This is a genomic window from Sphaerisporangium fuscum, assembly GCF_018531465.1.
Taxonomy (GTDB): domain Bacteria; phylum Actinomycetota; class Actinomycetes; order Streptosporangiales; family Streptosporangiaceae; genus Sphaerisporangium; species Sphaerisporangium fuscum.
This window is the reverse complement of the sequence record NZ_JAHDTF010000024.1, coordinates 87,040-112,993: the sequence shown is the minus strand read 5'-3', so window position 1 is coordinate 112,993 and position 25,954 is coordinate 87,040. Positions and strand designations below refer to the sequence as shown.

General features: G+C 72.3%; 31 protein-coding genes. 20 read left to right on the top strand and 11 right to left on the bottom strand.

What is annotated here, in order from left to right:
- Positions 1-152: 152 nt before the first annotated feature.
- The 4 genes from KIK05_RS29235 to KIK05_RS29220 all read left to right on the top strand — a co-directional run bounded on the left by KIK05_RS29235 (position 153) and on the right by KIK05_RS29220 (position 1,596).
- A complete protein-coding gene (locus tag KIK05_RS29235) occupies positions 153-497 on the top strand; it encodes a hypothetical protein (RefSeq protein WP_214414081.1) in 345 nt (114 codons plus the stop codon).
- Entirely contained in the window at positions 494-940 is a 447-nt protein-coding gene (locus KIK05_RS29230; RefSeq protein WP_308250167.1) for a MerR family transcriptional regulator, read from the top strand. Before KIK05_RS29235 ends, KIK05_RS29230 begins: the two co-directional genes overlap by 4 nt.
- 69 nt (positions 941-1,009) lie before the next feature.
- Positions 1,010-1,345 carry a YnfA family protein gene (locus tag KIK05_RS29225; RefSeq protein WP_214414080.1) on the top strand — a complete coding sequence of 112 codons (336 nt, stop codon included), beginning with the start codon at positions 1,010-1,012 and terminating at the stop codon, positions 1,343-1,345.
- Positions 1,345-1,596 (top strand): sulfurtransferase TusA family protein, encoded by a 252-nt coding sequence (locus tag KIK05_RS29220; protein ID WP_250563639.1) that lies wholly within the window; start codon positions 1,345-1,347, stop codon positions 1,594-1,596. The genes KIK05_RS29225 and KIK05_RS29220 overlap by 1 nt, the downstream gene beginning before the upstream one ends.
- Before the next feature lie 30 nt (positions 1,597-1,626).
- Here the strand turns inward: KIK05_RS29220 and KIK05_RS29215 are convergent, their stop codons facing one another.
- On the bottom strand, positions 1,627-2,679 hold the full coding sequence (locus tag KIK05_RS29215) for a pentapeptide repeat-containing protein (protein WP_214414079.1): 1,053 nt from the start codon (positions 2,677-2,679) through the stop codon (positions 1,627-1,629).
- Between the two features lie 328 nt (positions 2,680-3,007).
- On the opposite strand from KIK05_RS29215, the gene KIK05_RS29210 reads away from it, so the two are divergent.
- Positions 3,008-5,356, top strand: coding sequence for an ATP-binding protein (locus tag KIK05_RS29210; RefSeq protein WP_214414078.1), 2,349 nt, complete (start codon positions 3,008-3,010; stop codon positions 5,354-5,356).
- Positions 5,357-5,474: 118 nt separating this feature from the next.
- Here the strand turns inward: KIK05_RS29210 and crcB are convergent, their stop codons facing one another.
- From crcB to KIK05_RS29190, 4 genes are all read right to left on the bottom strand, one after another.
- Positions 5,475-5,837 (bottom strand): fluoride efflux transporter CrcB, encoded by a 363-nt coding sequence (gene crcB, locus KIK05_RS29205; protein ID WP_214414168.1) that lies wholly within the window; start codon positions 5,835-5,837, stop codon positions 5,475-5,477.
- Positions 5,838-5,839: 2 nt separating this feature from the next.
- Positions 5,840-6,196: a DUF190 domain-containing protein gene (locus KIK05_RS29200; RefSeq protein WP_214414077.1), complete on the bottom strand. Its 357-nt coding sequence runs from the start codon at positions 6,194-6,196 to the stop codon at positions 5,840-5,842.
- Positions 6,193-6,681: a fluoride efflux transporter FluC gene (locus tag KIK05_RS29195; RefSeq protein ID WP_214414076.1), complete on the bottom strand. Its 489-nt coding sequence runs from the start codon at positions 6,679-6,681 to the stop codon at positions 6,193-6,195. Before KIK05_RS29195 ends, KIK05_RS29200 begins: the two co-directional genes overlap by 4 nt.
- 349 nt (positions 6,682-7,030) lie before the next feature.
- The gene (locus tag KIK05_RS29190; RefSeq protein WP_214414075.1) at positions 7,031-7,270 is read right to left on the bottom strand and encodes a hypothetical protein; all 240 of its coding nucleotides are present in this window, start codon (positions 7,268-7,270) and stop codon (positions 7,031-7,033) included.
- 202 nt (positions 7,271-7,472) lie between these two features.
- On the opposite strand from KIK05_RS29190, the gene KIK05_RS29185 reads away from it, so the two are divergent.
- From KIK05_RS29185 to KIK05_RS29150, 8 genes are all read left to right on the top strand, one after another.
- Complete coding sequence (locus tag KIK05_RS29185) at positions 7,473-7,652, top strand: ribbon-helix-helix domain-containing protein (RefSeq protein WP_214414074.1); 180 nt, start codon at positions 7,473-7,475, stop codon at positions 7,650-7,652.
- 1 nt (position 7,653) lies between these two features.
- A complete protein-coding gene (locus tag KIK05_RS29180; RefSeq protein WP_214414073.1) occupies positions 7,654-7,998 on the top strand; it encodes a VOC family protein in 345 nt (114 codons plus the stop codon).
- A 40-nt stretch (positions 7,999-8,038) separates the two neighbouring features.
- Positions 8,039-9,655, top strand: coding sequence for a DHA2 family efflux MFS transporter permease subunit (locus KIK05_RS29175; protein ID WP_214414072.1), 1,617 nt, complete (start codon positions 8,039-8,041; stop codon positions 9,653-9,655).
- Positions 9,656-9,890: 235 nt separating this feature from the next.
- Positions 9,891-10,532 carry an ArsR/SmtB family transcription factor gene (locus KIK05_RS29170; RefSeq protein WP_214414071.1) on the top strand — a complete coding sequence of 214 codons (642 nt, stop codon included), beginning with the start codon at positions 9,891-9,893 and terminating at the stop codon, positions 10,530-10,532.
- 1 nt (position 10,533) lies between these two features.
- Entirely contained in the window at positions 10,534-11,271 is a 738-nt protein-coding gene (locus KIK05_RS29165; RefSeq protein ID WP_214414070.1) for an SRPBCC family protein, read from the top strand.
- 36 nt (positions 11,272-11,307) lie between these two features.
- Positions 11,308-12,891 carry an MFS transporter gene (locus KIK05_RS29160; protein ID WP_214414069.1) on the top strand — a complete coding sequence of 528 codons (1,584 nt, stop codon included), beginning with the start codon at positions 11,308-11,310 and terminating at the stop codon, positions 12,889-12,891.
- Positions 12,892-13,035: 144 nt separating this feature from the next.
- The gene (locus KIK05_RS29155) at positions 13,036-13,587 is read left to right on the top strand and encodes a cysteine hydrolase family protein (RefSeq protein WP_214414068.1); all 552 of its coding nucleotides are present in this window, start codon (positions 13,036-13,038) and stop codon (positions 13,585-13,587) included.
- Positions 13,584-14,495 (top strand): GlxA family transcriptional regulator, encoded by a 912-nt coding sequence (locus tag KIK05_RS29150; protein WP_214414067.1) that lies wholly within the window; start codon positions 13,584-13,586, stop codon positions 14,493-14,495. The genes KIK05_RS29155 and KIK05_RS29150 overlap by 4 nt, the downstream gene beginning before the upstream one ends.
- A gap of 67 nt (positions 14,496-14,562) precedes the next feature.
- On the opposite strand, the gene KIK05_RS29145 is transcribed toward KIK05_RS29150, so the two are convergent.
- Entirely contained in the window at positions 14,563-15,438 is an 876-nt protein-coding gene (locus KIK05_RS29145) for an alpha/beta fold hydrolase (protein ID WP_214414066.1), read from the bottom strand.
- A gap of 184 nt (positions 15,439-15,622) precedes the next feature.
- On the opposite strand from KIK05_RS29145, the gene KIK05_RS29140 reads away from it, so the two are divergent.
- Positions 15,623-16,078 carry a pyridoxamine 5'-phosphate oxidase family protein gene (locus tag KIK05_RS29140; RefSeq protein WP_214414065.1) on the top strand — a complete coding sequence of 152 codons (456 nt, stop codon included), beginning with the start codon at positions 15,623-15,625 and terminating at the stop codon, positions 16,076-16,078.
- A gap of 72 nt (positions 16,079-16,150) precedes the next feature.
- Here KIK05_RS29140 and sigJ read toward each other — a convergent pair whose 3' ends face one another.
- A complete protein-coding gene (gene sigJ, locus KIK05_RS29135) occupies positions 16,151-17,083 on the bottom strand; it encodes an RNA polymerase sigma factor SigJ (RefSeq protein ID WP_214414064.1) in 933 nt (310 codons plus the stop codon).
- A 138-nt stretch (positions 17,084-17,221) separates the two neighbouring features.
- Positions 17,222-17,800 (bottom strand): TOPRIM nucleotidyl transferase/hydrolase domain-containing protein, encoded by a 579-nt coding sequence (locus tag KIK05_RS29130; protein WP_214414063.1) that lies wholly within the window; start codon positions 17,798-17,800, stop codon positions 17,222-17,224.
- Between the two features lie 244 nt (positions 17,801-18,044).
- Here KIK05_RS29130 and KIK05_RS48345 point away from each other — a divergent pair, with 244 nt between their 5' ends.
- From KIK05_RS48345 to KIK05_RS29105, 5 genes are all read left to right on the top strand, one after another.
- Positions 18,045-18,920 (top strand): glycosyltransferase family 2 protein, encoded by an 876-nt coding sequence (locus tag KIK05_RS48345; protein ID WP_214414062.1) that lies wholly within the window; start codon positions 18,045-18,047, stop codon positions 18,918-18,920.
- Between the two features lie 120 nt (positions 18,921-19,040).
- Positions 19,041-19,463 (top strand): aspartate 1-decarboxylase, encoded by a 423-nt coding sequence (gene panD / locus KIK05_RS29120; RefSeq protein WP_214414061.1) that lies wholly within the window; start codon positions 19,041-19,043, stop codon positions 19,461-19,463.
- A 147-nt stretch (positions 19,464-19,610) separates the two neighbouring features.
- Positions 19,611-20,192 carry an RNA polymerase sigma factor gene (locus KIK05_RS29115; RefSeq protein WP_308250166.1) on the top strand — a complete coding sequence of 194 codons (582 nt, stop codon included), beginning with the start codon at positions 19,611-19,613 and terminating at the stop codon, positions 20,190-20,192.
- Between the two features lie 49 nt (positions 20,193-20,241).
- Positions 20,242-20,721 carry a peroxiredoxin family protein gene (locus tag KIK05_RS29110; RefSeq protein ID WP_214414060.1) on the top strand — a complete coding sequence of 160 codons (480 nt, stop codon included), beginning with the start codon at positions 20,242-20,244 and terminating at the stop codon, positions 20,719-20,721.
- A gap of 145 nt (positions 20,722-20,866) precedes the next feature.
- Positions 20,867-21,574 carry an RraA family protein gene (locus KIK05_RS29105; protein ID WP_214414059.1) on the top strand — a complete coding sequence of 236 codons (708 nt, stop codon included), beginning with the start codon at positions 20,867-20,869 and terminating at the stop codon, positions 21,572-21,574.
- 91 nt (positions 21,575-21,665) lie between these two features.
- On the opposite strand, the gene KIK05_RS29100 is transcribed toward KIK05_RS29105, so the two are convergent.
- The 3 genes from KIK05_RS29100 to KIK05_RS29090 form a co-directional block, all read right to left on the bottom strand.
- Positions 21,666-22,415, bottom strand: a complete 750-nt coding sequence (locus tag KIK05_RS29100) for an SRPBCC family protein (protein WP_214414058.1) — start codon at positions 22,413-22,415, stop codon at positions 21,666-21,668.
- Position 22,416: 1 nt separating this feature from the next.
- Positions 22,417-23,040, bottom strand: coding sequence for an ArsR/SmtB family transcription factor (locus KIK05_RS29095; RefSeq protein ID WP_214414057.1), 624 nt, complete (start codon positions 23,038-23,040; stop codon positions 22,417-22,419).
- A gap of 130 nt (positions 23,041-23,170) precedes the next feature.
- On the bottom strand, positions 23,171-24,535 hold the full coding sequence (locus KIK05_RS29090; RefSeq protein WP_214414056.1) for an L-serine ammonia-lyase: 1,365 nt from the start codon (positions 24,533-24,535) through the stop codon (positions 23,171-23,173).
- A gap of 229 nt (positions 24,536-24,764) precedes the next feature.
- Here KIK05_RS29090 and KIK05_RS29085 point away from each other — a divergent pair, with 229 nt between their 5' ends.
- Positions 24,765-25,937: a S8 family peptidase gene (locus KIK05_RS29085; protein WP_214414055.1), complete on the top strand. Its 1,173-nt coding sequence runs from the start codon at positions 24,765-24,767 to the stop codon at positions 25,935-25,937.
- The last annotated feature ends 17 nt before the right edge of the window (positions 25,938-25,954 follow it).

Sequence of the window (25,954 nt, the reverse complement as noted above, 5' to 3'; positions counted from 1 at the left end):
GGGACCTGCGGCGCGATGGCCACCAGGCGGGACCCGCGGAGTTTCTCGCGTGGCGGAAAGACCGGTCCCGAGTGCTTGCAACCGGTACCCAGGTACAGGTTTACCGTCGGAGATGTCCCCGCCTCCGGGGGCCGCTGACGGGAGTGAGCGTGATGACCGACCTGGATTGGGTGCCCGCCTCGTGCACCCTGCCCACCGGTGACCGGCCCTTGCGGGTGGCGGAGTGGGATGAGCTGTTCGCCGAGCGGCTGCGGCGGGTGTCGCGGCCCGGGCCGCTGTGCCTGCGCCTGGAGGTGTCCGCCGGCGCCGGCGTCGAGGGGCGGGTCCGGGACCTGGTGGAGCGGGAGAGCGGCTGCTGCTCGTTCTTCACCTTCACCCTCACCGGCGGCCCGGGCACCCTGGTGCTGGAGGTCGCCGTCGACCGGGTCCACGCGCCCGTGCTGGACGCGCTGGCCGCACGGGCGGGCGCGCTAATCGGGGCCGGGGAGTCGCGGTGAGCGTCCTCCTGCGCAGCGGGCAGGTCGCCGAGGCGGCCGGGGTGAACATCCAGACCCTGCGCTACTACGAGCGGCGGGGCCTGCTTCCCGAACCGCCGCGCAGCCCGGGTGGGCACCGCATGTACGAGGGTGAGGCGGTGACCGTGCTGCGTATGATCAAGGCCGCGCAGCGCCTGGGCTTCACCCTGGACGAGGTCGCCGAGCTGCTGGAGGCCGGCCGCCACCGCCACGGCCGCCCCGTGGCCGGCCTGCGGCGGCGCGCGGACGCCAAGCTCGCCGAGGTGGATGCGAAGATCGCCGACCTGGCGGCGATCCGCGCCACCCTGGTCGCGGCCCTGCACGCCGGCTGCGACGAGCTGAGCGCCTGCGTGGAGGATCCGTGCTGCCCCATCCCGTTCACCGGCCTCGCCGGGGAGGAGCGCCGTGCGGGACGCCCGCGCTGACCCGCGTGTCCAGCGCGGCTGCGAGGTCCGTTGAAGATCACGGGGACGGGGCCGGTAGGGTCGGCGGCCATGACCGTCGCTCGTTCCATCGGCTTGTTCCTCGTCGCCGCCCTGTTGGAGATCGGCGGCGCCTGGCTGGTCTGGCAGGGGATCCGCGAGCATCGGGGCTGGATCTGGATCGGCGGCGGCGCCATCGCCCTGGGCCTGTACGGGGTGGTCGCGACCTTCCAGCCGGACGCCGATTTCGGGCGCATCCTCGCCGCCTACGGCGGGATCTTCGTCGCCGGATCGATCGCCTGGGGAGTGGTCGCCGACGGCTACCGCCCCGACCGGTGGGACATCCTCGGCGCGCTCATCTGCCTGGCCGGCATGGCCGTCATCATGTACGCGCCACGCGGCCGGTGATGCCGTCCCGCGTCCGGCCCGCTCCGCGCCGGCCGGCCCGACGCGCCGAGCTCGCCCGTCCCGTACGTCCAGCGGCCTTGATCGCCTCCGACCCGGCCGCGCCGATCGACCTGCCCGCGTGGTGCCATCTGACCGGCCACACCTACCTTGGCCCGGTCCCCGGCGCCGCGGTCGCCACCTACGCGCTCCGCCTCGCCGAGACCCCCGTCCCGACAGGCCAGGACTCCCCGTGGCGGCGCGACGGGGGCTGACGTCCCCTCGCGCCCTGGCACGCCGCCCGCTCACGTCCCGGCGATTCCCGCGGGGAGCTTGGTCGCGTCGTCGGTCTCGGCCGCGTTCAGGTTCGCCACCCCGGTCAGGTCGGCACCCCTCAGGTCCGCACCCTTGAGGTTCGTCCCCTTCAGGTCGGCCCCGCGTAGGCTCGCCCTGCGCAGATCCGCTCCGCGCAGGTCCGCCCCGCGGAGGCTCGCCCCGCTCAGGTTCACCTCGCGCAGGTCGGCACCGCGCAGGTCGGCGTTGAACAGGTCCACCCCGTCGAGGTCGGCCCAGTTCAGGTCCGCCTTTCTCAGGTCCGCCTCGAACAGGTCCACCCCACTCAGGTCCGCGCCGGTCAGGTCCGCCTCTCCGAGGTCGGCCATGAACAGGACCGCGTTCGGCAGGACTGCGCCGTTCAGGTGAGCCCTCTGCAGGTCGGCGCCGGACAGGTCCGCATAAGCCAGGTCGGTCCCGTTCAGATAGGCCCCGCGCAGGTTCGCCCGGGTCAGGTCGGCGATGCCGAGGTTCAGGCCGCTCAGCTCCGCGCCGGGCGCACGGATACGGGCCAGGTCGCAGCCGCAGACCCAGTGGTGTCCGAGCTCGGTGTTCGGCGCGTCGTAGACGCTGCCGAGCACGGTGAGGGCCAGCTGCACGTCGGTGGCCGGCCGGGCCTCCGGCATCGATTCGTGCTCGCGCACGTATGCGGCCATGACGTCGACGGTCGTCACACGATCTCTCTGAGAGTCCTGCGCCAGGCGCCGCAGCGTTCGGATCGCGTCGAGGCGGACCTCGATCCGCCCGGAACCGAGCCGCCCCACGACCTGGGTGTACGTGTCGCCGCTCTCCCCTTCCTGCGAGGTCTCGACGGACCTGGCGTCGGCGTAGATCAGGCCGCCGGCGGCCAGCAGCGCTCCGAGGACGATGCCCCAGGTGCCCATCCGCCGAAGAGGCGTCCCTCGTCCGGTGACGGGCGGGTCGAACGATCCCTCAGGCGGGCGGGCCTGGTTCGGGGTGAGCGGACGCAGGCCGGGGAGGCACCGGATCAGGGCCCGCCGCAGACGCGCTCGCCGTGAGGTCACAGCATCCATTCGACCTGAAGGTGAGTGCCGGATGTAAGCCTTTCGACGGAACTGTCACTTCGGTGAGTCGCCGGACGCCTGGGCCCGCGAAAGGAGCGGCGGCCGTGACCCAACTCGCGGGCAGCGCCCGGCCACCCGGCGGATCACCACGTCAGGAGCAAGCGGCGGTCAAGGTACGGGCGCCGGTGCGCCAGGCGACACCCAAGACTTGCCGCGGGTCCTTGACCGTGCTCGTCCGGCATGACGACCACGGCTTACCCTGGGGGCGACGACGGGGATGCGGGGGACGCGGCCTGGGCCGGTACCGGCCGCGTCGCGGAAGGCGCCGATGACAGGGGTGACCGCCGGCACCTTCGGGGAGTGGTCCAAGGGCGGGCTGCCGGCCGAGGTGACGAGTTTCGTGGGGCGTCGGCACGAAGTGGCCGAGGTCAAACAGCTGCTGTCGGCCTCCAGGGCGGTCACGCTGACCGGCGTGGGCGGTGTCGGCAAGACACGCCTGGCGGTGCGGGCCGGCCAGGAGGTGCGCCGGGCGTTCCGCGACGGGGTGTGGCTGGTGGAGCTGGCCGAGCTGGAGGGCCCCGCCATGCTCGCCCAAGCCGTGGCCGAGGCACTGAAGATCCGCGACCACACCGGTGACACTCCGATGCTGGTGCTGACCGGCCACCTGCGTGACAAGCAGGCCCTGCTGATCCTGGACAACTGCGAGCACCTGATCGCCGAGTGCGCGGTGCTGGCCGACACGCTGCTGCGGGCCGCGCCGGATCTGCGGGTGCTGGCCACCAGCCGGCAGGCACTGGGCATCGCCGGCGAGCAGGTGCTGGCGGTGGCGCCACTGCCGTTGCCGGGCCGGGAGGAGCCACCGCCGCTGGAGACGCTGGTGCAGCAGGACGCGGTGCGGCTGTTCACCGAGCGCGCTCGCGCGGTCCTGCCGGCCTTCACCGTCTCGGAGGACAACCGCGAGGTCGTCACCCGGATCCTGCGCCTGCTGGACGGGCTGCCGCTCGGGATCGAGCTGGCGGCCGTGCGGCTGCGGGCGCTGTCGGCCGAGCAGCTGCTCGACCGGCTCGACGACGGTTTCCGCCTGCTGACCGGCGGGTCGAGAGCGGCGCTGCCCCGGCATCAGACGCTGCGGGCGCTGATCGACTGGAGCTACGCGCTGTGTTCGGGCGGAGAACGCCTGCTGTGGGAACGGGCCTCGGTGTTCGCGGGGGGTTTCGACCTGGAGGCGGCGGAGGCGGTGTGCGGCGGGGACGGTCTGGCCGTGCGGGACGTCGTCGACCAGGTGATCGGCTTGGTGGACAAGTCCGTGCTGATCAGGGAAGACCATCAGGGAGGCGTCCGCTACCGGATGCTGGAGACGCTGCGGCAGTACGGCCGTGAACGGCTCGCCGACTCCGGCTGCGAGGCCGGCCTGCAGCGACGGCACCGCACGTATTACCGCGACCTGGCCGAGCGGGCCAGGGCGGAGCTGTTCGGTCCTGGCCAGGTGGCGTGGTTCACCCGGCTCCAGCGCGAGCACGCCAACCTGCGCGCCGCCCTGGACAGCTGGCTGAGCACGCCGGGCGAGACCCACGCGGGCCTGAGCATGGCCGGCGATCTGGTGTACCACTGGATCACCAGTTACTACCTGGCCGAGGGTCGCGGCTGGCTGGAGCGGGCGCTGGCGGCGGACACCGAGCCCAGCGGGGTACGCGCCCGGGCCCTGTGGGCGTGCGGCTGGCTGGCGATCATTCAGGCCGACGTCACGGCCGCCACCGCCCTGCTGGAGGAGGGCCGGCGGCTCGGCGAGCGGTTGGGTGACGAGTCGGTCCTGGCCTATGTGGCGCTGTTCTCCGGAATGGTCGCCATGTACGAGGGGCGGACGGAGGCCGCGATCGAGCTGTACGAAGACGCCGTCGCCGGCCACCGGCAGAGCGGTGACCTGGTCGGGACGGCGTTGACGCTCATCCGGCTGACGTTCGCCTATTCGTTCCTGGGGAACTCCTCGCGCGCCATGGCCGTGGGTGAGGAGTGCCTGGCCACCTGCGAGGCCTACGGGGAGGGCTGGGCGAAGGCGTACACGTTGATGGCGCTGGGCGTGCAGGTGTGGCGGCAGGGGGACCTGGAGCGGGCGACGGAGCTGGAGAAGCAGTCCTTGACCTTCACCCGGGCGCTCGGCGACCTGCTGGGAGCGGGCATCACCATCGAGGTGCTGGCCTGGATCGCCGCCGGTCAGGGGCTGCATCAGCGGGCCGCTCGGCTGCTGGGCGTGCTGGAGACGACGTGGAGCTCGGTCGGGGCCCCGCTGTCGGGTTTCGGGCACCTGGCCCGCTACCACGACGAGTGCGAGAAGGCCATGCGCGAGGCGCTGGGCGAGGCGGCGTTCGAGACGGCGGTACGGCAAGGGGCGCGAATGCCGCAGGAGGAGGCGCTGGCCTACGCACTGCAGGAGGAGAGGCCCAGGCAGGCGGTCAAGGAGGCGGCGGCGCCGTTGACGCGCCGGGAGAAGGAGATCGCCGAGCTGGTCGCGCAGGGCAAGACGAACAAGGAGATCGCGGCCTCGCTGGTGATCGCGCAGCGGACGGCGGAAGGGCACATCGAGCACATCCTGACCAAGCTCGGGTTCACCTCCCGCGTGCAGATCGCGATGTGGGTGGGCGAGCGGGCGCGTGCCGACGGGCGCGAAGAGCCCCGGTGACCCTTGGCTTCTCACCCCGCCGGCGCTTCACCGCGGTGCCAGGCCGCCGACCCGCCCTACCGGCGGACGGCGGTGCGCGATCTCGGCACCGTCCCCGGCGGTCCGCGGGCCGGACGGGTCAGGCGGTGACGGCCTGGGCCACCAGGAGTCCCGCCAGTCCGGCGCCGAGCCCGGCCACCAGGCTCGCGACGACGTTGGCCAGGGCGTAGAAGCGGCTGCCGTCCTGGACCAGGCGCAACGTCTCGTAGCTGAAGGTGGAGTAGGTGGTCAGCGCGCCGCAGAAACCGGTGCCGAGCACCGCCGACCACTGCGTGCCGGCGGGCAGGCCCGTCAGCACGCCGAGCGCGAACGACCCGGCCAGGTTGACCGTCAAGGTGCCCCAGGGGAACACCGAGTCGTGCCGGGACTGCACCAGGCGGCCGGTCAGGTAGCGCAGCGGCGCGCCGATCGCCGCGCCCAGGGCCACCAGCAGCACCATCATCATCATGGGGTGTCCGCCGGCCCGGCCGCGCGGCCCACGTAGCGGATCACCTCGACCTCGTCCAGGATGACCAGCCCTTCGCCGATCAGCTCGTCCAGCTGAGGCAGGAAGGCGCGGATCCTGTCCTCGGTGTCGACGACGATGACGACCACCGGCAGATCCTGCGACAGTGACAGGATCCGGGTGGTGTGGATGCGGCTGGAGGCGCCGTAGCCCTCGACGCCGCGCAGCACCGAGGCCCCGGCCAGACCGGCCGCGTGCGCCCGGCGCACGATCTCGTGGTACAGGGGGCGGTGATGCCACTGGTCGCTCTCGCCGACGAAGACGCTCAGCCGCAACGCGGGCCCGTGCAGTTTCACCGCCGCCTCCGTCCCTCGCGCCGGCGCCGGGCCAGCACCTGATCGGTCGCCACCGTGCCCACCCACACGGCCGTCAGGGCGGCGACCAGGGTGGCGGCCAGGTAGGCCAGGGCCACGCCGGGCGCGCCCGCACGCATCGCGGTGTGGATCTCGATGATGTGGGTGGAGAAGGTGGTGTAACCGCCCAGCACCCCTACCCCCCAGAACGGGCGTATCAGCCGCCGGCCCGCCCACACCTGGTCGAGCAGGGTCATGAGCACGCCGATCAGCAGGCACCCGGACACGTTGGTCAGGAACGTCGACCATGGGAAGCCGGCCGGGGCGTGCGGCAGCGCGACCGAGATCCCGTAACGGGCCAGCGCCCCGCAGACACCTCCGGCGGCGATCGCCCCCAGCACCGGCAGCGGGCTGGGCCGCGTCTCGGCCCGGTCGACGGGAGCACGGACATCGACGTCAGAGTCGACCGGCCTCAGCGGCTCCGGCACACGATCCTCCTACCAGGATGGCGACATCACATCTGGTAGGGACCGTTGGCGACACATCGTCGCGGTTTCCCCCGCCTCGCGGGGGCGGCGGGCCCCACCGCCGCGGGCCTCGCCGTTCGGCCGAGAACCCATTGCCCACTTTAGCGGCTGTCGCGCGGAGCGGCATCCTCCCCATGGGGAGTGCCCCAGGGCCTCGAGAGCCGGTCGCGACCGCAGGACCGGCCTCGACGTCGCCGCTCCGGCCCGCGGCCGGCCGCGACGACGCCAAGCTCACCCGGGGCGCGATCGAGTACGGCGTCCATCTCCTGCGCGCCCGCTCAGCGCGCGGAACACCTGACCGCGCCCGGGGCTACTTCCTCAGCCAGAGCATGTAGTACGGGCTGTCCCAGCGGCAGTCGTACTCCTTGTACCCGTCCATGACGAGCTTCGTGGTCCCCGCGGAGACGCAGTTCTGCAGCGTCCGGTAGGCCTTGTACGGGGCCCACCCCGAAGCCGTGGCGCTGGCCGGGGTGGCGGCGCCGAGGGCACCGGCGGCGAGGGCGCCGGCCATGGCGAGCGTCACTCCGAACCGTGCGGCCTTGTGTCGCAAGACATCGTCCTTCCTCGATGGACGGCGCGAACGCCGCCGTGTGGATGATCACCACGCTAGCGCTAGTTGATCTCCAAAGAGGGGCATTTGTCGATCTTGCCGGAAAGGTCGAGGCGGACGGCATCGGCGGCGTTCGCGACGGGTCCGTGGATGCGGTGGCACGTCTAGGTTGTTAGCGAGCTAGCATGCTAGCATCAGCCGCATGAGTGGTGCCGAGGTCAAGCAGTTCAACGTGTACCTGCCGGTAGAGCTGATCAGGCAGGTCAAGCATCACGCCATCGAGACGGGCATGTCCCTGTCGGCGTTGGTCGCCGAGGCGTTGCGCGCCTACCTCGACGACGCCCAGGAGCAGCGACAGCACTCTTCAGAAAAGGAGTCATGACATGGCGACCGAAGGAATCGAGGCGGTGTTCCTGGAGACCCGCAACTGGGGGAAGGCCGCGAAGTTCTTCCAGGCGCTGGGGTTCGAACTGGAGATCTCCGCCGGTGACGGCTCCGGCGTGTTCCGCAACGGCGAGGGGCCTTACCTCGTCGTCGCCGAGGTCCCCGAGGATCGAGAGCCCGGCGTGCAGGTCGCGCTGAGGGTGCCCGACGCGGACCGGTTCCACGCCGATCCCGCCGTCGAGGTGGTCACGCCGTTCGAGGAGACCCACTACGGGACTCGGGAGATGACCGTCCGGGACCCCGACGGACGGCTGTGGAGCCTCCAGGCCCCCGCCAAGGGCTGACACCCGCCTCGCGGAGGCGGGGCAAGACGGAGGGATACCGATGAACAGATGGCGCGGCGACCCCTGGGCCGTACTGCTGACGCTCAGCCTGGGGTTCTTCATGACACTGCTGGACCTGACGGCCGTCAATGTCGCCGTTCCCAGCATGATCGGCACCCTGCGCGCGTCGCTGGACGAGGTGCTGTGGGTGATCAATGTCTACATCCTCGTCCTCGCCGCGCTGCTGATCACGTCCGGGCGGCTGGGCGATGTGCGCGGGCCACGCGCCATGTTCGCCGGGGGCGTCGCGCTGTTCACGGTGGCGTCCGTGCTGTGCGGCCTGTCGCAGGATCCGGCCCAGCTCATCGCCGCCCGAGCCGTGCAGGGGCTCGGCGCGGCGGCGCTGACGCCGCAGACGATGACGATCATCATCGGCACGTTCCCCGCCCGGCGCCGGGGGACGGCGCTCGGCGTCTGGGGAGCGGTCGCGGGCGTGGCCACGATCGCCGGGCCCACCCTCGGCGGGCTCCTGGTCAGCACGGCCGGCTGGCGCTGGATCTTCTTCGTCAACGTCCCGATCGGCGCGATCGTGCTCGTGATGGCCTTCACGCTCGTGCCCGACATCAGGTACGGCACCCGCCGCAAGCTCGACACCACGGGCGTCGTACTGGTCACGGCGACGCTGGTGTGCCTGACCTTCGCGCTCACCGAGGGCGAGCGGTACGACTGGAACGCCGGGATCTGGGCTCTGCTGGGCGGCGCCGTGCTGCTGCTGGTGATGTTCCTGACCCACGAGGCCGGACGGCAGCACGGCGAACCGCTGCTGCCCTTCGTGCTGTTCCGCGACCGGAACTACGCGGTCATGAGCTTCGTGTCCGCGACCGTCCAGGTCGGGATGATCGGCCTGTTCCTGCCCGTGATGATCTATCTGCAGTCGGTGCTGGGCTTCAGCGCGCTGGAAGCCGGGCTGGTGATGGCGCCGGCGATGGTGATATCGGCGATCCTGTCGCCGGTCGCGGGCCGGGCGGCGGATCGGCTCGGCGGCACGTACATCCTGATGGGCGGCCTGACCCTGTTCGCGGCCGGCATGGCCTGGCTCGCCCTGGTCGTCGATGTCGGCCGCGCATGGTGGGAGTTCCAGCCGGCCCTGATCGTGGCCGGGGCCGGTATCGGCTGCGTGTTCGGCCCGATGGTCACGGTCGCGATGTACAACGTGGCACCGGCGATGGCCGGAGCCGCCTCCGGCGTGCTGAACACGATCCGGCAGATCGGCACGGTCGTCGGCAGCGCCGCGGTCGGCGCCGTGCTGCAGAACCGCCTGGCCGCCTCGCTTCACGACGAGGCGGCCAGGCGGGCGGCCGACCTTCCGGCCGCCGTCCGCGGCCCGTTCGTGGCCGGCTTCGACGAGGCCGCCAATGGCGGCCTGGACGTCGGGGCCGGGCAGGCCGCCGCGGCGTTCCGGCCGCCGCCGGGGACGCAGGCGAGCCTCGCCCACCACATCCAGCAGGTGGCGGCGTCCACGTTCGAGCACGGGGTCGTCCACGCGATGCGGCCGACCCTGGCGCTTCCCATCGCCGTGATCGCGGTCGGCGCCGTCGCGTGCCTGCCGGTGCGGCGCCGGGGGGCCGGCACCCCGCGCGACGCCCCGGATGTCGCCGGCGTCGGCACCTCGGCCTAGCAGGTGCGAGGCTCCCGGTGCCACCGGATGATCGCCTGAGGTACGAGTCGCCGGTGTGAGCCACGACGTCGCCCGTGCCGGCCGCTGCGGCCGAGGGCCGTATCAGGCCTGAGTATCCGGACGCGTCCAGGTCAGGGCCGCCCTTCGGGGCGGCCCTGACCTTTCTCGTTCCGGCCGAGCCACCGAAAAGTCGAATCGTCTTGACAATAAAAGTGTTCGGTGAAAGTGTTGAGGCATGTTCGAAGTGGCGGTGATCGAGGACCCGGCGGCGGCCGAGGTCTCGCTGGACCCGGTGCGGGCCCGGCTGCTGGCCGAGCTGGCCCGGCCCTCTTCGGCCGCGACGCTGGCGGCCAGGATGGGCCTGCCCCGGCAGAAGGTGAACTACCACCTCAGGGCCCTGGAGCGGCATGGGCTCGTCGAGCTCGTCGAGGAGCGCCGCAAGGGCAACGTCAACGAGCGGGTGATGCGCGCGACGGCCGCGTCGTACGTCATCTCCCCGCTCGCGCTGGCCCCTGTGGCGCCCGACCCGTCCCGCTCGCCCGACCGGGTGTCGGCGCGCTGGCTGCTCGCCCTCGCGTCCCGGCTGGTGCGCGACGTCGGCGAGCTGGTCAACGCCGCGGCCAAGGCCCGCAGGAAGGCGGCGACGTTCGCCGTCGACGGCCGGGTGCGCTTCGCCACCGCCGCCGACCGCGCCGCCTTCGCCCAAGCTCTCGCCGACGCGCTGACGGCGCTGGTCGGCGAGTACCACGACGAGACCGCGGAGGGCGGGCGCGAGCACCGGGTGATCGTCGCCCTGCACCCCTGCGCGGCCGACCGGACCGACGACACGACAAGGGCCGGCGCCGACGCCGCCGGCACCGAGACCAAGGAGTTCTGACATGGCGCACGAGTTCGAACTGCGCAAGCAGGTCACGCTGGAGGCCACCCCCGAGCAGGTCTGGGAGGCCATCGCGACCGGTCCCGGCCTGGACTCCTGGTTCATGGGGCGCAACGAGATCGAGCCCGGCGTGGGCGGCACCACCCGCCAATACTTCGGGGACTTCCCGGTGGAGGCCACCGTCACCGCGTGGGAGCCGGCCGAGCGGTTCGCCTTCCGCGGCGCCGAGGGCCCCGACGGCACGTTCATGGCCTTCGAGTTCCTCGTCGAGGGGCGCGACCAGGGCAGCACCGTGCTGCGGCTGGTGCAGAGCGGCGTCCTCGGCGACGACTGGGAGGCGGAGTACGACGCGCTGCGGCGCGGCTGGGACCTGTACCTGCACACCCTCGGCCAGTACCTCGCCCACTTCCCCGGCCGGCACGCCAAGGTCGTCTTCGCCGCCCGGCCGGACGCCGGCGGCGGCGAGCCGGCGTGGGACGTCCTCTCGCGCGGGCTCGGCCTGACCGGCCCCGTCGAGCGCGGCGACCGGGTCCGGCTCACCCCCGAAGGCCTCGACCCGATCGACGGTGTCGCCGACTACGTCGCCCCCGGCTTCCTCGGGGTGCGCACCGGCGACGCGCTGTACCGCTTCATCCTCGGGATGGGCGACACCCTGGTCGCCGGGCACCACATCTTCGCCGGCGCCGCCCCCGAGGACACCGAGCAGGCCTGGCAGACCTGGCTCGCCAAGCTCGCCTGACGCGACCCGCCCACGGACACACGAAGGAAACCTGCGATGAACGCCTTTCCCGAAAACGCCCCGCGGGCCGGACGCCGCGAATGGATCGGGCTGGCCGTGCTGGCCCTGCCCACGCTGCTGACCTCGCTCGACATCAGCGTGCTCTACCTGGCGCTCCCCCACCTCAGCGCCGGCCTGCACGCCGACAGCACCCAGCAGCTGTGGATCCTCGACATCTACTCGTTCATGCTGGCCGGCTTCCTGGTCACCATGGGGACCCTCGGCGACCGCATCGGACGGCGCAAGCTCCTGCTCGTCGGCGCGGCGACGTTCGGCGTCGCGTCGGTGCTCGCCGCCTACTCCAACAGCCCGCAGATGCTCATCGCCGCCCGCGCGCTGCTCGGCGTCGCCGGCGCCACGCTGATGCCCTCGACCATGGCCCTGATCCGCAACATGTTCAAGGACCCCAAGCAGATGGGCACGGCCATCGGGGTGTGGTTCGCCTGCTTCATGGGCGGCGCGACGGTCGGCCCGCTGGTGGGCGGCCTGCTGCTGGAGCGCTTCTGGTGGGGGTCGGCGTTCCTGCTGGGCGTCCCGGTCATGGTGCTGCTGCTGGCCGTCGGCCCGCGGCTGCTGCCGGAGTACCGCGACCCCGGCGCGGGCCGGCTCGACCTGGTCAGCGTCGCCCTCTCCCTGGCCGCCATCCTGCCGGCCATCTACGGCCTGAAGGAGATGGCCCGCGGCGGCCTCCACGCGCTGCCCGTCGCCGCCCTGGCCGTGGGAATCGCCGTCGGCGTGGTGTTCGCGCTGCGCCAGCGCAGGCTGACCAGCCCGCTGCTCGACCTGCGGCTGTTCGCCGGCCGGTCCTTCAGCGCCGGGATGGGCATCGGGCTCCTCGCCGGGATCGTCATGGCGGGCACCACCCTGCTGTCCAGCCTGTACCTGCAGACCGTGCAGGGGCTGTCGCCGATGAACGCCGGGCTGTGGCTGCTGCCGCAGAACGTCGCGATGGTCGCCGGGTCGATGTCCGCCCCGGCCCTGGCCCGCAAGGTCCGTCCCGTGTACGTCATCGCGGCCGGCCTGGTGATCGCCGGCGTGGGCCTGGTGCTGCACACCCAGGTCGCCGCCGTCGGCGGGCTGCCGCTCCTGGTCGCCGGCCTGGTGCTCACGTCCTTCGGCATCGCGTTCCCGATGTCGCTCACCATGAACCTCGTCATGGCCTCGGTCGCGCCGGAGAAGGCCGGGTCGGCCGCCTCCATCTCCGAGACCAGCGGAGAGTTCGGCGTCGCCCTGGGTGTGGCCGCGCTCGGCAGCCTCGGCACCTTCGTCTACCGCACCCGGCTCGCCGGCGACCTGCCCGCCGGCGTGCCGGGCGAGGCCGCACGGACCGCGGGGCAGAGCATCACCGCCGCCCTCGCCGAGGCGCAGCACCTCACCGGCCAGGTCGGCGCCGACCTCGTCGAAGGCGCCCGCGCCGCCTTCACCAGTGGCCTGAACGTCGTCGCCGCCGTCGGTGCCACGATCTTCATCGGCCTCGCGGTCATGTCGCTGGTCGTCCTCCGCGACCGGACGCCGCGGCCCGCGTCGGACGAGCAGCCCGTGCCGTCCGGCACGGAGGCCGTCCTGGCGATCGCCGACTGACCTCCTCCCCCGCATACCGGAGCCGGGGTGGCCGCGGAAGACCCGCCGCCACCCCGGCTCCCTCCATGTCCTGACCGGATCGTTCCGGTGCCGGGCCGGATCAGGTCTGACGTCGCGGTGTCTCGCCTGGTCATACTGGGTGGCGTGAAGAGAGCGCTGATCGTGATCGATGTCCAGGAATCCTTCCGAGCCCGTCCCCTCTGGGACGAGATCCACAACCCGAAGATCGCCGAGCCGGTGAACCGGCTGGTCCGCCTGGCGCGGGACAACGGTGACCTGGTGGTGTGGGTGCTGCACACCGAGCCCGGCAGCGGTGACGTGTTCGACCCGGCCCTCGGGCACGTCCGGCTGCTGGACGAGCTGGAGCGGCCCGAGCCGGGCGAGCCGACGGTGTACAAGACCTCCCACAACGCCTTCACCACCACCAACCTGCAGCAGTTGCTGACCGAGGCGGGGGTGCGCGAGCTGCTGGTATGCGGCATCCGCACCGAGCAGTGTGTGGAGACCACCACCAGGGTCGGCAGCGACCTCGGCTACCGCGTCGTCTTCGTCACCGACGCCACCACGACGAACCCGATCGGCACGCTCAGCGCGGAGGCGATCATCGAGCGCACCGAGGCCGTGCTCCGCGACCGGTTCGCCCGGATCGCCACGGTGGCCGAGCTGGAGGCGGAACAGGGAGCATCCGAGGGGTGACCCACGTCCTGTTCGTCCTGCTGCCCGGGGTCCACCTGCTCGACCTGGCCGGACCGGCGCAGGTCTTCAGCACCGCCGCCGGCCTCGGGCAGACCTACCGGCTCGGCTACTTCGCCGAGCGCGAGCAGGTGCCGACCGCCCAGGGCGTGACGCTCAACGCGCAGCTCACCTGGCCCGAGCTCGGTCCCGATGACCTCGTGCTGGTGCCCGGCTGGCGGGCGCCGGTGCTGCGCGGCGGCCCGGAGCTGAGCCCGGCGTCGCTGGAGCTGCTGCGCGCGCACCACGCCGCCGGGGGCACCGTCGCCAGCGTGTGCGCCGGCGCGGACGCGCTGGGGCAGGCGGGACTGCTGGACGGCCGCCGGTGCACCACCCACCACGAGCTGCAGGACGAGCTCGCGCGACGCCATCCCCGGGCGACGGTGGTACGGGACGTGCTGTTCACCACCGACGACCGGGTGGTCACCTCGGCCGGCATCGCCAGCGGCATCGACCTGGCGCTGCACCTGCTGGCCGTCCGGCACGGCCCGGCCCTGGCCGCCCAGGTGGCGCGCGGCATGGTCGTCTACGCCCGCCGCAACGGCGACGAGCCGCAGGCCAGCGCCATGCTGCGGCACCGCTCCCACCTCGACGACACCGTGCACCGCGTCCAGGACCTCATCGACGCGCGGTTCGCCGAGCCGCTGCCACTGGCGTACCTGGCCGGGCGCGCCGGCGTCAGCGAGCGCACGCTGACGCGCCTGTTCAGCCGGGCCACCGGCGGGCTGACCCCCCTGCGCTACCAGCAGACGCTGCGGGTGGAGCGCGCCGAGCACCTGATCGGCCACGGCGCGATGGTGGAGGCCGCGGCGCGGGAGGTGGGCTTCGAGGACGCCCGGATGCTGCGCCGCCTGCGCTCCCGCGCGTGGTGACCTCGACCGGCGGGGCCTCGCCGAGCGGCCCGGCGGCCGAGGCGGGCGACGAGCCTCGCCCGTGCGATCAGCTGATCAACTTGCGGATCGCCGCCGCGACGGCATCGGGCTGCGCCTCCGGCAGGAAGTGCCCGCCCGGCAGCACCTCGGTGCGGACGTCGGAGGCCCAGCCCCGCCACACGGCCGCCGGGTCGAACGGCAGCACCATGTCACCGGGGTCTTGCCAGATCGCCAGCGTCGGCACCTTGATCTGCCGGCCGGCCCGCCGATCGTCGCCGTCGTGGGCGGCGTCGACGAAGGCACTGGCGCGGTAGTCCTGGCAGACGGCGTGGATCGCCTCCGGGCGGCGGGCCGCGGCCAGATACGCCTCGCGCACCTCCGCCTCGAAGGTGCCCGGGCCGGCCCACGTGTCGAGGAAGTGCCCGAAGAAGGTGTCGGGGTCAGCGCCGATCATGCGCTCGGGCAGGTCGCCGGGCTGCGCCAGGAAGTACAGGTGGAACCCGAAGACGCCTCCCACCCCCGTCAACGACTCCCACATGTCCACGGTGGGAATGACGTCGATCACGCCGAGGCGGTCGACGGCCTCCGGATGGTCCAGCGCGGCGCGGAAGGCGACCAGGGCTCCGCGGTCATGGCCGACCAGGCTGAAACGCTCGTAGCCGAGCCGGCGCATCAACGCCACCATGGTCGCGGCGGTGACGCGCTTGGCGTACCGCTCGTGGCCGCCGTCCGGCCCGGCGCTGGCCCCGTAGCCGGGCAGGTCCGGGCATATGACGTGGAAGCGGTCCGTCAGGGCGGGGGCGACGTGCCGCCACGCGAGATGGGTCTGCGGGAACCCGTGCAGCAACAGCAACGGTGCCCCCTCACCTCCCGAGGCCACATGGACGTCAAGGCCATCTATCCGGACAACCTGCTCATCGAAACCAGGGATCTTCGCGGTCATCCCGCCAGGCTGTCATACGCCCCCGACAATTTCGGAAGCCGCCGCCGGCTCCTTGTCCGTGGCGCTTTTCCGTGGTGGTTTCCGTGGCCGGCACGGAGGCGGCCCGCACCCCGGCCGCGAGAGGCTGTCCGCAGTGATCAGGCCCGCCCCGGGCCGATCGTGACCGACGACCACAGGAGTGACCATGACCGGCACCGACCCCCGCTCCCGCGCCCAGCGTCGTCACGACACCGAGCACCGGCTCACCCACGACGTCGACCTCTGGGTGGCCAGCGCCTCGGCGGACGGCACGCCGTACCTGGTGCCGCTGTCGTTCGACTGGGACGGCGAGGCGCTGCTGGTGTCCACCCCGGCCGACAGCCCGACCGGCAGGAACCTGGCCGCCACCCGGACCGTGCGGCTGGGGCTCGGCCTCACCCGGGACGTCACCATGATCGAGGGGGACGTCGAGGTCCTCGAGATCGGCGCGCTGCCACGGGAACAGGGCGACCGGTTCGCCGAGCGCACCGGCTTCGACCCGCGCGCGCTGACCACGCCGTACCGCTGGTTCCGCGTCACCCCGCGCCGCGTCCAGGCGTGGCGCGAGGTGAACGAACTGCCGGACCGCGAGCTGATGGCCGACGGCCGCTGGCTGGTCTGACGCTCCGGCCGAATGCAGCACGGAGCCGCCCCGGGCATCTCGCCCACGGCGGCTCTTCCGGCGGCACGGCCGTCAGCCCGTCCACGGCCGGAGTTTGTCGGGGTTGCGCACGGCCCACAGGTGCTTGATCCGATCGCCCGCGACGTCGACCGCCATCACCAGCACGGTGACACCGTCCTGCTGGGCCACCAGACCGGGCTGGCCGTTGACCGTACGCTCCAGGATCACAAGGTCGGGCGCCAGGTCGATGATCCCGACCATGTAACGCGCGATCTGCTCGCCGCCTTCGATGGGGTGGAGCACGGCGCTGACCAGGCCGCCGCCGTCGGCGATCCCGGTGGCGTCGGGGGCGAGCAGGCCGATGAGAGCCTCGATGTCCTTGGCCTCCCATGCCTGCCTGAAGTCCCTGACGACGCTCGCCCGCCGGACCGCCGGAGCCGCGGCGGCCTGCGAGGCGCGGACGCGGCGGCGGGCCGAGGTGGCCAGCTGGCGGCAGGCCGCCGGCGTACGGCCGACGATCTCGGCGACTTCGGCGAAGGGGTAGCGGAAGACGTCGTGCAGGACGAACGCGACCCGCTCGGCCGGGGTCATCGAGTCCAGCACGACCAGAAAGGCCATGGTGATCGACTCGTCGAGGGTGACCCGGTCGGCCGGGTCGGCCGTGATCTCGTCCGGCCCGCCACCGACCCACTCTCTACGATCGGGCAGCGGCTCGGGGATCCACTCCCCCACGTAGTGCTCCCGCCGGGCCCGCGCCGAGCCGAGCAGGTCCAGGCAGACGCGACTGGCGACCTTCGTCAGCCAGGCGGCGGGAGACTCGATGGCCTCCTGCTGCCGCGGCGACATGGCGTACCAGCGGGTGTACGTCTCCTGGACGGCGTCCTCGGCCTCGGCCAGCGAGCCGAGGAGCCGGTAGGCGAGATTGATCAGCTGACGCCGCTCGCTCACGATCACGCTCAGCTCCGGATCGAGCCGGCCGTCCCCGGGCCCGGATGGGGTGGTCATGGTGCCCCCGACCTTCCTTTGGTGCATCTGCTCTCACCAGAACGACGAGACAGCTCGGCGGAATGTGAGGCCGGCATCTTCGTCCGTCGTCACCACTGGTCCCGCCTGCGGATCCGCCTCAGCCGGCGACGACGGGGATCACCGTCTGCGACTGCCCAGCAGGTGGGCCAGCAGCATGTCCAGCGGCCGGGGCACACGATCGAGGTCGAGCGCCGCGACGAGCAGGCCGGAGTAGCGGAGCTTGCGGCCGCCGCCCGATCCCATGAACCGGCGGAGCTGGTCGTGGGTGGTGCCCCCGCGCCATGCGGGCTGCTTCTGCAGGGTGCGGAACGAGCCGAGCTCACCCTCGGAGTCGACGACGCGCTCGACCGTGTCGGTACCGAGGGCGCGGATCAGCTCGTCCTCCAGGTCGGCGACGCACACGAAGAACCCGAGCGCCTCCAGATCGCCTCTGCCGAGATCGGACCCGAGGCCTGCGCGCTCGAGCCCCCTCCGGAAGTGGCCTTCCTCGCCGGCGTCGCACAGACCGGTGAGCCGGAGATCGCGACCGGCGGGGCCGTACCTGCCGATGTACGTCCCGATGTTCGTGGCGCCGCCCATCGCCACAAGGGAGATGCCTTCGGCCGCCAGGTTCCGGCCACGGCGCTCGGCCAGCGCCTCGAGGGCCGCCTTGTCGCTGGCCCCCTCGACCAGGACCACGGTGTGCGTGTCGTTCACGAGCCCAGCCTCGCACCGGAACCGGAGAGGTTCATCCCGTTTTACGCGCTGACGGTGGTACCCCGGCCATGGCGTGGAGGACGGCGGCCGCCGCTCGGATGCGAGTGTCGCGGTCCTTTCCCTGAGCCTCCACGCCCGCGCTGGCTAGAGTGGCCCGGTTACGACCGGGAGAACGGCGCCTGACGAGGCGATGCCCGGCAGGTGACACCGCTCCCGCCCGCCGACCGCCCGACCCGGAGACATGATGACCCCGACCGTGGACGTGGTGGTCCTCACCATGAACGATCGGCCCGCCCCGTTCCGCGAGGCGATGGCGTCCCTGCTCGCCCAGCGGGACGTCCGGCTACGCGTGGTCATCGTGGGCAACGGCGTCGAACCGGACCACGTGCCCGAGGGCGTGCGCACGGTGACGCTGCCCTTCAACACCGGCATCCCCCAGGGCCGCAACGTCGGCGCGGACGCCCTCGCCGGGCCCGACGCCGGCGAGTTCCTGTTCTTCCTCGACAACGACGCCGTACTCCCCTCCCCCGACACCCTCGCCCGCCTCGTCGCCCAGGCCCGCCGTCACCCCGAGGCCGCCTACGTCCAGCCGCGCATCGCCGACCCCGACACCGGCATCACCATGCGCCGCTGGGTGCCGCGCCTGCGCGCCGGCGACCCCGACCGGCCCGGCACCATCACCGTCATGGCCGAGGGCGTCGTCCTGGTCCGCCGCGCCGACTACCAGGCCGCCGGCGGCTGGCCCGGCCACTTCTTCCTCTTCCACGAGGGCATCGATCTGAGCTGGAAACTGTGGGACCTGGGCCGCACCGGCTGGTACGCGCCCGGCATCGTCATCCATCACCCGGCCACCTCACCCACCCGGCACGCCCAGTACTACCGGCTGGTCGCCCGCAACCGCGTCTGGCTCGCCTACCGGCGCCTGCCCGCCCCGTTGATCCCCATCTACCTGGCCACCTGGACGCTGGTCAGCGTCGCCCGCATCCGGCGCCGTGACCACCTCGCCGTCTGGGGCGCCGGTCTGCGCGAAGGCCTCGCCGGAGGGCACGGGGAGCGGCGGCCGATGTCCTGGGCGACGGTACTGCGGCTGACCGCCGCCGGCCGCCCGCCGATCATCTGAGCGGCCCCGGCCTCTCGCCGCCGCCCCGTCGCAGGGGGAAGGCGCGCGATCACGTACCATCGGAGCCGCCGGACCGGAGCCGACGCGCCCGGTACCACGCCGACGACCAGTGAGGAATCCATGTTCCGTACGCTGATGAAGTCCAAGATCCACCGCGCCACCGTCACCCATGCGGACCTGCACTACGTGGGATCCGTGACGATAGCCGGCGACCTGATGGCCGCGGCCGATCTGGTGGCGGGCGAGAAGGTGGACATCGTCGACATCGACAACGGCAACCGCCTGTCCACCTACGTCATCGAGGGGCCGGCCGGCTCCGGCGTCATCGGAATCAACGGCGCGGCCGCCAGGCTGGTCAGCGTCGGGGACCTGGTCATCATCATCGCCTACGCCCTGGTGGCCGAGGAGGAGCTCGGCCGGCTGCGTCCCCGGGTCGTCTTCGTCGACCGGGACAACAAGATCGTTAGGACCGGCGATGATCCGGCGGAGGCACCCGAGGGGACCGATCTCGTCCGTGGTGACCTCGCGGACCTGGGACAGTGAGAATCTGATCGCGGTGAATCCTTTCGCGGTGCCGGGCCCTCTTATGAGGTGAAGGCACACTGGGGAAGGAGACGCGCATGGGTCACGTCGTGATGCCGGCGGTGCGGCAGCCGCACTTCAGGACCTCGTTCCGCCGAGCTCGAGGGCGTGGACGTGGCTGACCGCTCCTGGGCGAGCACGCAGCTCATCAAGGCCGCGCAGGCCGGTGACCAGGAGTCGATCACCGCGGTGCTCTACGGCGCCCACTCGCACGTGCGGCGCTTCGCGGAGCATCTCTGCGCGTCCCCGCAGGATGCCGAGGACGCCGCGCAGGAAGCGCTGATCATCCTCTACCGGAAGATCGGCTCCCTGCGCGCCACCGGGGCGCTGGCCTCATGGATGTTCCGGATCGTGCGGAACGAGTGCCTGCGCCGCGCGCGAGTGCTGTTCGAGCACCACGAGGAGGCCGAGACCGGCCTGGCGACGTCGGCCGAGGACGAGGCCATCCGGCGCCTGGAAGCCGAACTCGTCGCGCGGGCGATCCAGGAGTTGCCGGACGTCCAGCGCAGAGTGTTGATCATGCGGGACGTCCTGGGGCATCCGGGGCGGAGCGTCGCCGAGACGCTCGGCCTGAGCAACGCCGCGATGAAGTCCCAGCTCCACCGGGCCCGCAACAGGCTCCGGCTGAGCCTGGACGGCATGACCGGCCCCGCCGACGACCCGCGTCGCCCCGGACCCGCCGCCGCCTGACCTGTGTGACCCGGAACCCCACCACCCGAGTTCGAAGGGAAGCTTCGCCATGCTCCAGACCGGATCGCCCGCGCCCGACGTGGTACTCGAGGACACCGACGGCCGAGCCGTCCGCCTGTCCGACTACCAGGGCGAACATGCCGTTCTGATCTATTTCATGCGGTCGACGTCGTGCCCGGTCTGCAACAGGCACGTCCAGGACCTCGTCCGGCGCCGTGACGAGTTCGAGGCCGGCGGCGTCCAGGTGCTCGTCGCGGTTCCCGAGGACCGCCAGGAAGCGGCCGCGTGGAAGGCCAGGCGCGGGATCCCGCTCCCCGTCCTCGTGGGCCGCCGGGGCACCCCGCACGAGATGATCGGCCTGAGCAGGAAGGTCTTCGGCTCGATGCAGCAGTCGGGCAGCGTCCTCATCGATTCGCGGGGCGTCGTCCGCCACGCCCACGGCGCGACCATGCCCACCGGCGGCTACGACAAGAAGGGGATCATCGCGGCCGTCCAGGGTCTCGGCAGGCCGGGCCGATCGGTTCGGTGAAGCCCCGGGCCTGCGTGAGGGGCCGGGCCGCACTCGCGGCCGGAGGGGCGGCCGTGATCCGGTCGCCGACCGCCCCGGCAAGATTGCCGCCCGTTCCCGGAGGTGGCAGCCTCGGGGGCGGACGACAACTGTGAGGAGGAGCGGTATGGATCACGGGGAGCTCGGGAAGCGGTTCGCGGCGCTGACCACCGCCCATCTGGCCGACGCCTGCATCCGCGCCGGCGTCCCGGTGCGGTGCGCGCCGGCGCTGCTGCACGCCGTGGTGCCCGGCGACCGCCTGGCCGGACGCGCCTGTCCCGCCCGGCACGCCGGCAGCGTCGACGTCTTCCTGGAGGCCTTCGAAGGGGCCGCGCCCGGCGATGTGCTGGTCGTCGACAACGGCGGCCGGCTCGACGAGGCGTGCGTCGGCGACCTGGTCGTCCTGGAGGCGCGGGCGGCGGGGCTGGCGGGCGTCGTGGTGTGGGGGCTGCACCGCGACACCGCCGACATCCGGGCCATCGGGCTGCCGGTCTTCAGCCTCGGGGCGATCCCGACCGGTCCCCTGCGTCTGGACCCTCAGGCGGACGACGCGCTCGACTCCGCGAGCGTGGGACCGTGGTCGGTCAGCCGCGACGACCTGGTGCTGGGGGACGACGACGGGGTGCTGTTCGTCCCGGCCGGCCGCGCCGGGGAGCTCTTCACGCTGGCGGAGAGGATCCGCGACACCGAGCGGCGTCAGGCCGAGCGGATCCGTACCGGCACCACCCTGCGCGACCAGGTCGGGTTCGCCGCCTACCTGGAGCAGCGCCGGCAGAGGCCTTCCCTGACCTTCCGGGAGCATCTGCGCACGGTCGGCGGCGCCATCGAGGAGTGACCGGGAGGACGCCGGCCGCCGAGCCGGCCGGCGTCCTCCCGGGGATCCCCCTCGTGCGGAGGGACGCCCGGGATCGGCGGCGCCGTGACGGTCAGGCGAAGGCGGTGGCGAGCCAGGACTTCCAGGCCTGCTCGATGGCCTCGCCGTCGGGGTCGGGCAGGAAGCTGTGCTGCTCGACGACGATGGTGTCGCGGTAGCCGTGCATGAACGTCAGCAGCGCGTCACCGGTGCACACGCTCGGGATGCTGGGGTAGGCGGTGCCCTCGACCACGCCCCGCGCCTCCGGCAGCCCGGGGACGGCCAGCCGTACGGGCGTGCCGGGGGTGACCTCGCCGGTCACGCCGAGAGCGCTCTTGAACGTCTCCCACACCCGCTCGTGGTCGGGCACCTGCGGGCCGGGGATCAGGGTGTTGAACGTCGAGGTGCGCCCGGGGAAGTGCTTGAGGTAGGCGGCGAGCTTCTGGAGGTACATGCCGTCGCCCTTCTTCAGGGCGTCGTACTGGGCCTCCCAGTCGTCGCCGAGGAAGCCGCTGTGCACCAGCCGCAGCACCGCGCTGCCGCCGTCGCGTCCCTCGATGAGGTAGTCGAAGGCCATGAACGTGCCGTCGGGGCCGGGGTCGCTCTGGTAGGAGAACCGCTTGCCCGGCTCCCAGGACGTCACGGTGGCGGTCTCGGTGTGGCCCATCATGCTGTGGCGCAGCGCGCCGCCCGCGCCGGGCTCGACCTCGTTGCGTCCCATGAACCAGGAGTCGATGCCGGGGCCGGTGGAGATGGCCTCCCAGATCTGCTCGGGCGTGGCGTCGAGCGCGATCTCCTCGCGCACCTCGAATTCGTGCCGCATATCACAACTCCTTCGTCGCGATCTCGGTCGCGCTGGTCTCGATGGGCTTGGTGACGCTGGGATGGACGGCGACGACGATGCGGTGCGGACGCCCGCCCTCGGCCTTCTCGTCATGGTATTTGCCGACCAGCGCCGTGACCGTGTTCGCGAGCTCCTCGGCGAAGGCCGCGCGGTCGGCGGCCGAGGCGAACCGGATCTCACCGTCGATCGCGAAGGTCGCCACCGGCTTGCGGGCCTTGGCCGCGCCGGTGATCAGGGCGCCCACGTCGCGTACGAGCCGGGCGGCCACGGCGAGCAGCCAGCGGGCCGACAACTGGTCGGGGGAGCGCGACGGATCGGGCTGCACCGCCGCGAGCGCGACGGGCGAGATGACGTACGACGCCGCCGTCGCCCGCATGACGCGCTCGGTGACGTTGCCCTTGCGGCGCTCCTCCACCAGCTCGACCAGGCCGTACCGCTCCAGGGCCTTGAGGTGGTAGTTCACCTTCTGCCGGGGCAGCCCGACCTTGGCGGCCAGCATCGTGGCCGATCCGGGCTCCGAAAGTTCCGACAGCAGCCGGGCCCGTATCGGGTCCAGCGAGACCTCGGCCGCCGCCGGGTCCTCGATCACCGCCACATCCAGCATGGCGCAAGACTCTCAGCGACAATATTCTTCGTCAAGGCGAGAGGAATCGTCGGCACGGCGTGCCCGGCCGGGCCCGTTCAGACCGTCCCGCCCGAGATGGGCCGTCGAGCCCGCACCGCCCGGGGAGCGGTCAGCATTCGACGACGTTCACGGCCAGGCCGCCCCTGCCGGTCTCCTTGTACTTGTCGAGCATGTCCCGGCCGGTGTCGCGCATCGTGGCGATGGCCTGGTCGAGCGAGACGACGTGGCGGCCGTCGCCGTGCAGGGCGATGCGGGCGGCCGTGACGGCCTTCACCGCGGCGACCGCGTTGCGTTCGATGCACGGGATCTGCACCAGGCCGCCGATCGGATCGCAGGTCAGGCCGAGGTTGTGCTCGATGCCGATCTCGGCGGCGCTCTCGACCTGGTCCGGTGTGCCGCCGAGGACCTCGGCCAGCCCGGCGGCGGCCATGGCGCAGGCCGAGCCGACCTCGCCCTGGCAGCCCACTTCGGCGCCGGAGATGGAGGCGTTCAGCTTGAACAGGACGCCGACGGCTCCGGCGGTCAGCAGGAACCGGACCACGCCGAGTGGTCCGGCGCCGGGGACGAAACTGTTGTAGCCGTGCAGCACGGCGGGGATGATCCCGGCGGCGCCGTTGGTGGGGGCGGTGACGATGCGGCCGCCCGCGGCGTTCTCCTCGTTGACGGCCAGGGCGTACAGCGACACCCAGTCCATGGGGCTGGACGGCCCGAGGCCGCTCTCGCTGCGCAGCCTGCCGTACATGTAACGGGCGCGGCGCCGCACTCGTAGCCTGCCGGGCAGCACGCCTTCGTGGGTGAGGCCGCGCCGGACACAGTGGCGCATGACCTGCCACAGGCCGATGAGGCCGTCGCGGATCTGGGTCTCCCCTCGCCCCAGGGCCTTCTCGTTCTCCATCATCACCGCCGAGACGGGCAGGCCCGTCTCGCGGCAGTGGGCGAGCAGCTGCGCGGCGGTGGTGAAGGGGTACGGCAGGGCGGGCGGGGTCGGTTCGCGTCCCACGGTGTCCTCGTCGAGGACGAAGCCGCCGCCGATGGAGTAGTAGACCTTCGAGCGCAGTTCCCGTCCGTCGTGGCCGGAGGCGGTGAAGCGCATGCCGTTCGGGTGGCGCGGGAGGCGGGACGTGCCGTCGAAGACCAGGTCTTCGCCGACGACGAACGGGATCGTCCTCCGGCCGCACAGGTCGACGGTTCCGGAGGCGCGCATCTTCGCCAGCCGGGCCTCGACGGTGTCGATCTCGACCGTTTCGGGGTGTTCGCCGGTGAGGCCGAGCAGGACGGCCTTGTCGCTGTCGTGGCCTCTGCCGGTGAGGCCGAGCGATCCGTGCAGGGTGACCTGGACCCCGGCGACCCGTTCCAGCAGGCCGTCGGTGGCGAGGTCGCGGACGAAGGTGCCGGCGGCGGTCATGGGCCCGGCGGTGTGGGAACTGGAGGGGCCGATGCTCACTTTGAACAGGTCGAAGACGCTGATGGTCACGGATGCTCCGGTGGTTCATGGACAGGATGACGGGTCCTACGTGTAGCCACGACCGGCCGGTGGTGGTGGCGTCGCCGCGCTAGTGGCGCAACCTGGCCATCCCCCTGCGGCGCGGGCCGGAGGCCCGCAGGCGGTGTCGCCTGGTCGCCAATGGCGGCGGTGTGACTCGGCCCGGGCGCGGCGGCGGTTAGCTCTAGGCACTCCATCCCCCCGATCAGCTGGAGCGCCCATGTCACATTCCCTGCCGGCCGTGCTCGCGGCCGGCGCACTGGCGGCCCTGTCCTCGCTCGTCCCCCTCACGGGGGCTTCCGCGGAGCCCGTGACCGGCCACGTCGTCGAGGTGCGGGACCCGATTCCCGGCCGCTACATCGTGGTGCTGAAGGACGGCACGACGATGACCCGTCCCTCTGATCTCGCCGCTCGCTACGGCGGCAGGGTCCGTCACGCCTACACCTCGGCCCTGAAGGGGTACGCGGCGGAGATGACGGCCGCCGAGGCGGGCCGGCTCGCCGCCGATCCGCGGGTCGCGTTCGTCGAGCAGGACAGCGAGGTGGCGGCCAGTGGTACGCAGCCGGATCCACCCTCGTGGGGCCTGGACCGGGTGGACCAGCGGGACCTGCCGCTGGACCACAGCTACGGCTATCCCTCGACGGCGCCCACCGTGACCGCCTACATCCTCGACACGGGGATCAGGACGTCCCACCGGCAGTTCGGCGGGCGTGCCTCGGTCGGGGCCGACGAGGTCGGTGACGGCCGCGACGGGCAGGACTGCGCGGGCCACGGCACCCACGTGTCCGGCACCGTGGGCGGCACGGACTACGGCGTGGCCAAGCAGGTCAAGCTGGTCGCGGTGCGGGTGCTGGACTGCAGCGGGCACGGGTCGGCCTCCACCGTCATCGCGGGCGTCGACTGGATCACCGCGCACGCCGTCAAGCCCGCCGTGGTCAACATGAGCCTGAACGGCACGGCGAGCAACTCCGAGGACGCCGCGATCAACAAGTCGATCTCCTCCGGCGTCACGTACGTGGTGTCCTCCGGCAACGGCAACACCGATGCCTGCAAGAACTCCCCCGGCCGTATCTCGGCGGCCATCGTGGTCGACAACGCCGACTCCCGGGACCGGCGGGCGTCCGACTCCAACTACGGCTCCTGCACCGATCTGTTCGCGCCCGGTGTCGGGATCACCTCGGCGTGGAACAGCGGCGACACCGCCACCAAGACCATCGGCGGCACCTCCATGGCCGCTCCCCACGTGACCGGCGCCGCCGCCCTGTACCTGGCCGGGCACCCGGGCGCCACACCCGCCGAGGTGCAGAACGCCCTGACCGCGGCCGCGACCACCGGGAAGATCACCAACGCCGGTTCCGGCTCCCCCAACCGCCTGCTGTTCGTCTCTCCCTGACCCCATCGGAGGCTGCC

What these genes read in the sequence shown, in the direction of transcription:
- KIK05_RS29235 (WP_214414081.1), top strand. Translation starts at nt 153, where the DNA reads ATGACCGACCTGGATTGGGTGCCCGCCTCGTGCACCCTGCCCACCGGT.
- sigJ (WP_214414064.1), bottom strand. Translation starts at nt 17,083, where the DNA reads ATGACCACCCCATCCGGGCCCGGGGACGGCCGGCTCGATCCGGAGCTG.
- KIK05_RS48345 (WP_214414062.1), top strand. Translation starts at nt 18,045, where the DNA reads ATGACCCCGACCGTGGACGTGGTGGTCCTCACCATGAACGATCGGCCC.
- KIK05_RS29170 (WP_214414071.1), top strand. Translation starts at nt 9,891, where the DNA reads ATGTTCGAAGTGGCGGTGATCGAGGACCCGGCGGCGGCCGAGGTCTCG.
- KIK05_RS29140 (WP_214414065.1), top strand. Translation starts at nt 15,623, where the DNA reads ATGACCGGCACCGACCCCCGCTCCCGCGCCCAGCGTCGTCACGACACC.
- KIK05_RS29165 (WP_214414070.1), top strand. Translation starts at nt 10,534, where the DNA reads ATGGCGCACGAGTTCGAACTGCGCAAGCAGGTCACGCTGGAGGCCACC.
- KIK05_RS29210 (WP_214414078.1), top strand. Translation starts at nt 3,008, where the DNA reads ATGACAGGGGTGACCGCCGGCACCTTCGGGGAGTGGTCCAAGGGCGGG.
- KIK05_RS29220 (WP_250563639.1), top strand. Translation starts at nt 1,345, where the DNA reads ATGCCGTCCCGCGTCCGGCCCGCTCCGCGCCGGCCGGCCCGACGCGCC.
- KIK05_RS29095 (WP_214414057.1), bottom strand. Translation starts at nt 23,040, where the DNA reads ATGCTGGATGTGGCGGTGATCGAGGACCCGGCGGCGGCCGAGGTCTCG.
- crcB (WP_214414168.1), bottom strand. Translation starts at nt 5,837, where the DNA reads ATGATGGTGCTGCTGGTGGCCCTGGGCGCGGCGATCGGCGCGCCGCTG.
- KIK05_RS29225 (WP_214414080.1), top strand. Translation starts at nt 1,010, where the DNA reads ATGACCGTCGCTCGTTCCATCGGCTTGTTCCTCGTCGCCGCCCTGTTG.
- KIK05_RS29110 (WP_214414060.1), top strand. Translation starts at nt 20,242, where the DNA reads ATGCTCCAGACCGGATCGCCCGCGCCCGACGTGGTACTCGAGGACACC.
- KIK05_RS29180 (WP_214414073.1), top strand. Translation starts at nt 7,654, where the DNA reads ATGGCGACCGAAGGAATCGAGGCGGTGTTCCTGGAGACCCGCAACTGG.
- KIK05_RS29160 (WP_214414069.1), top strand. Translation starts at nt 11,308, where the DNA reads ATGAACGCCTTTCCCGAAAACGCCCCGCGGGCCGGACGCCGCGAATGG.
- KIK05_RS29105 (WP_214414059.1), top strand. Translation starts at nt 20,867, where the DNA reads ATGGATCACGGGGAGCTCGGGAAGCGGTTCGCGGCGCTGACCACCGCC.
- KIK05_RS29145 (WP_214414066.1), bottom strand. Translation starts at nt 15,438, where the DNA reads ATGACCGCGAAGATCCCTGGTTTCGATGAGCAGGTTGTCCGGATAGAT.
- KIK05_RS29085 (WP_214414055.1), top strand. Translation starts at nt 24,765, where the DNA reads ATGTCACATTCCCTGCCGGCCGTGCTCGCGGCCGGCGCACTGGCGGCC.
- panD (WP_214414061.1), top strand. Translation starts at nt 19,041, where the DNA reads ATGTTCCGTACGCTGATGAAGTCCAAGATCCACCGCGCCACCGTCACC.
- KIK05_RS29185 (WP_214414074.1), top strand. Translation starts at nt 7,473, where the DNA reads ATGAGTGGTGCCGAGGTCAAGCAGTTCAACGTGTACCTGCCGGTAGAG.
- KIK05_RS29100 (WP_214414058.1), bottom strand. Translation starts at nt 22,415, where the DNA reads ATGCGGCACGAATTCGAGGTGCGCGAGGAGATCGCGCTCGACGCCACG.
- KIK05_RS29175 (WP_214414072.1), top strand. Translation starts at nt 8,039, where the DNA reads ATGAACAGATGGCGCGGCGACCCCTGGGCCGTACTGCTGACGCTCAGC.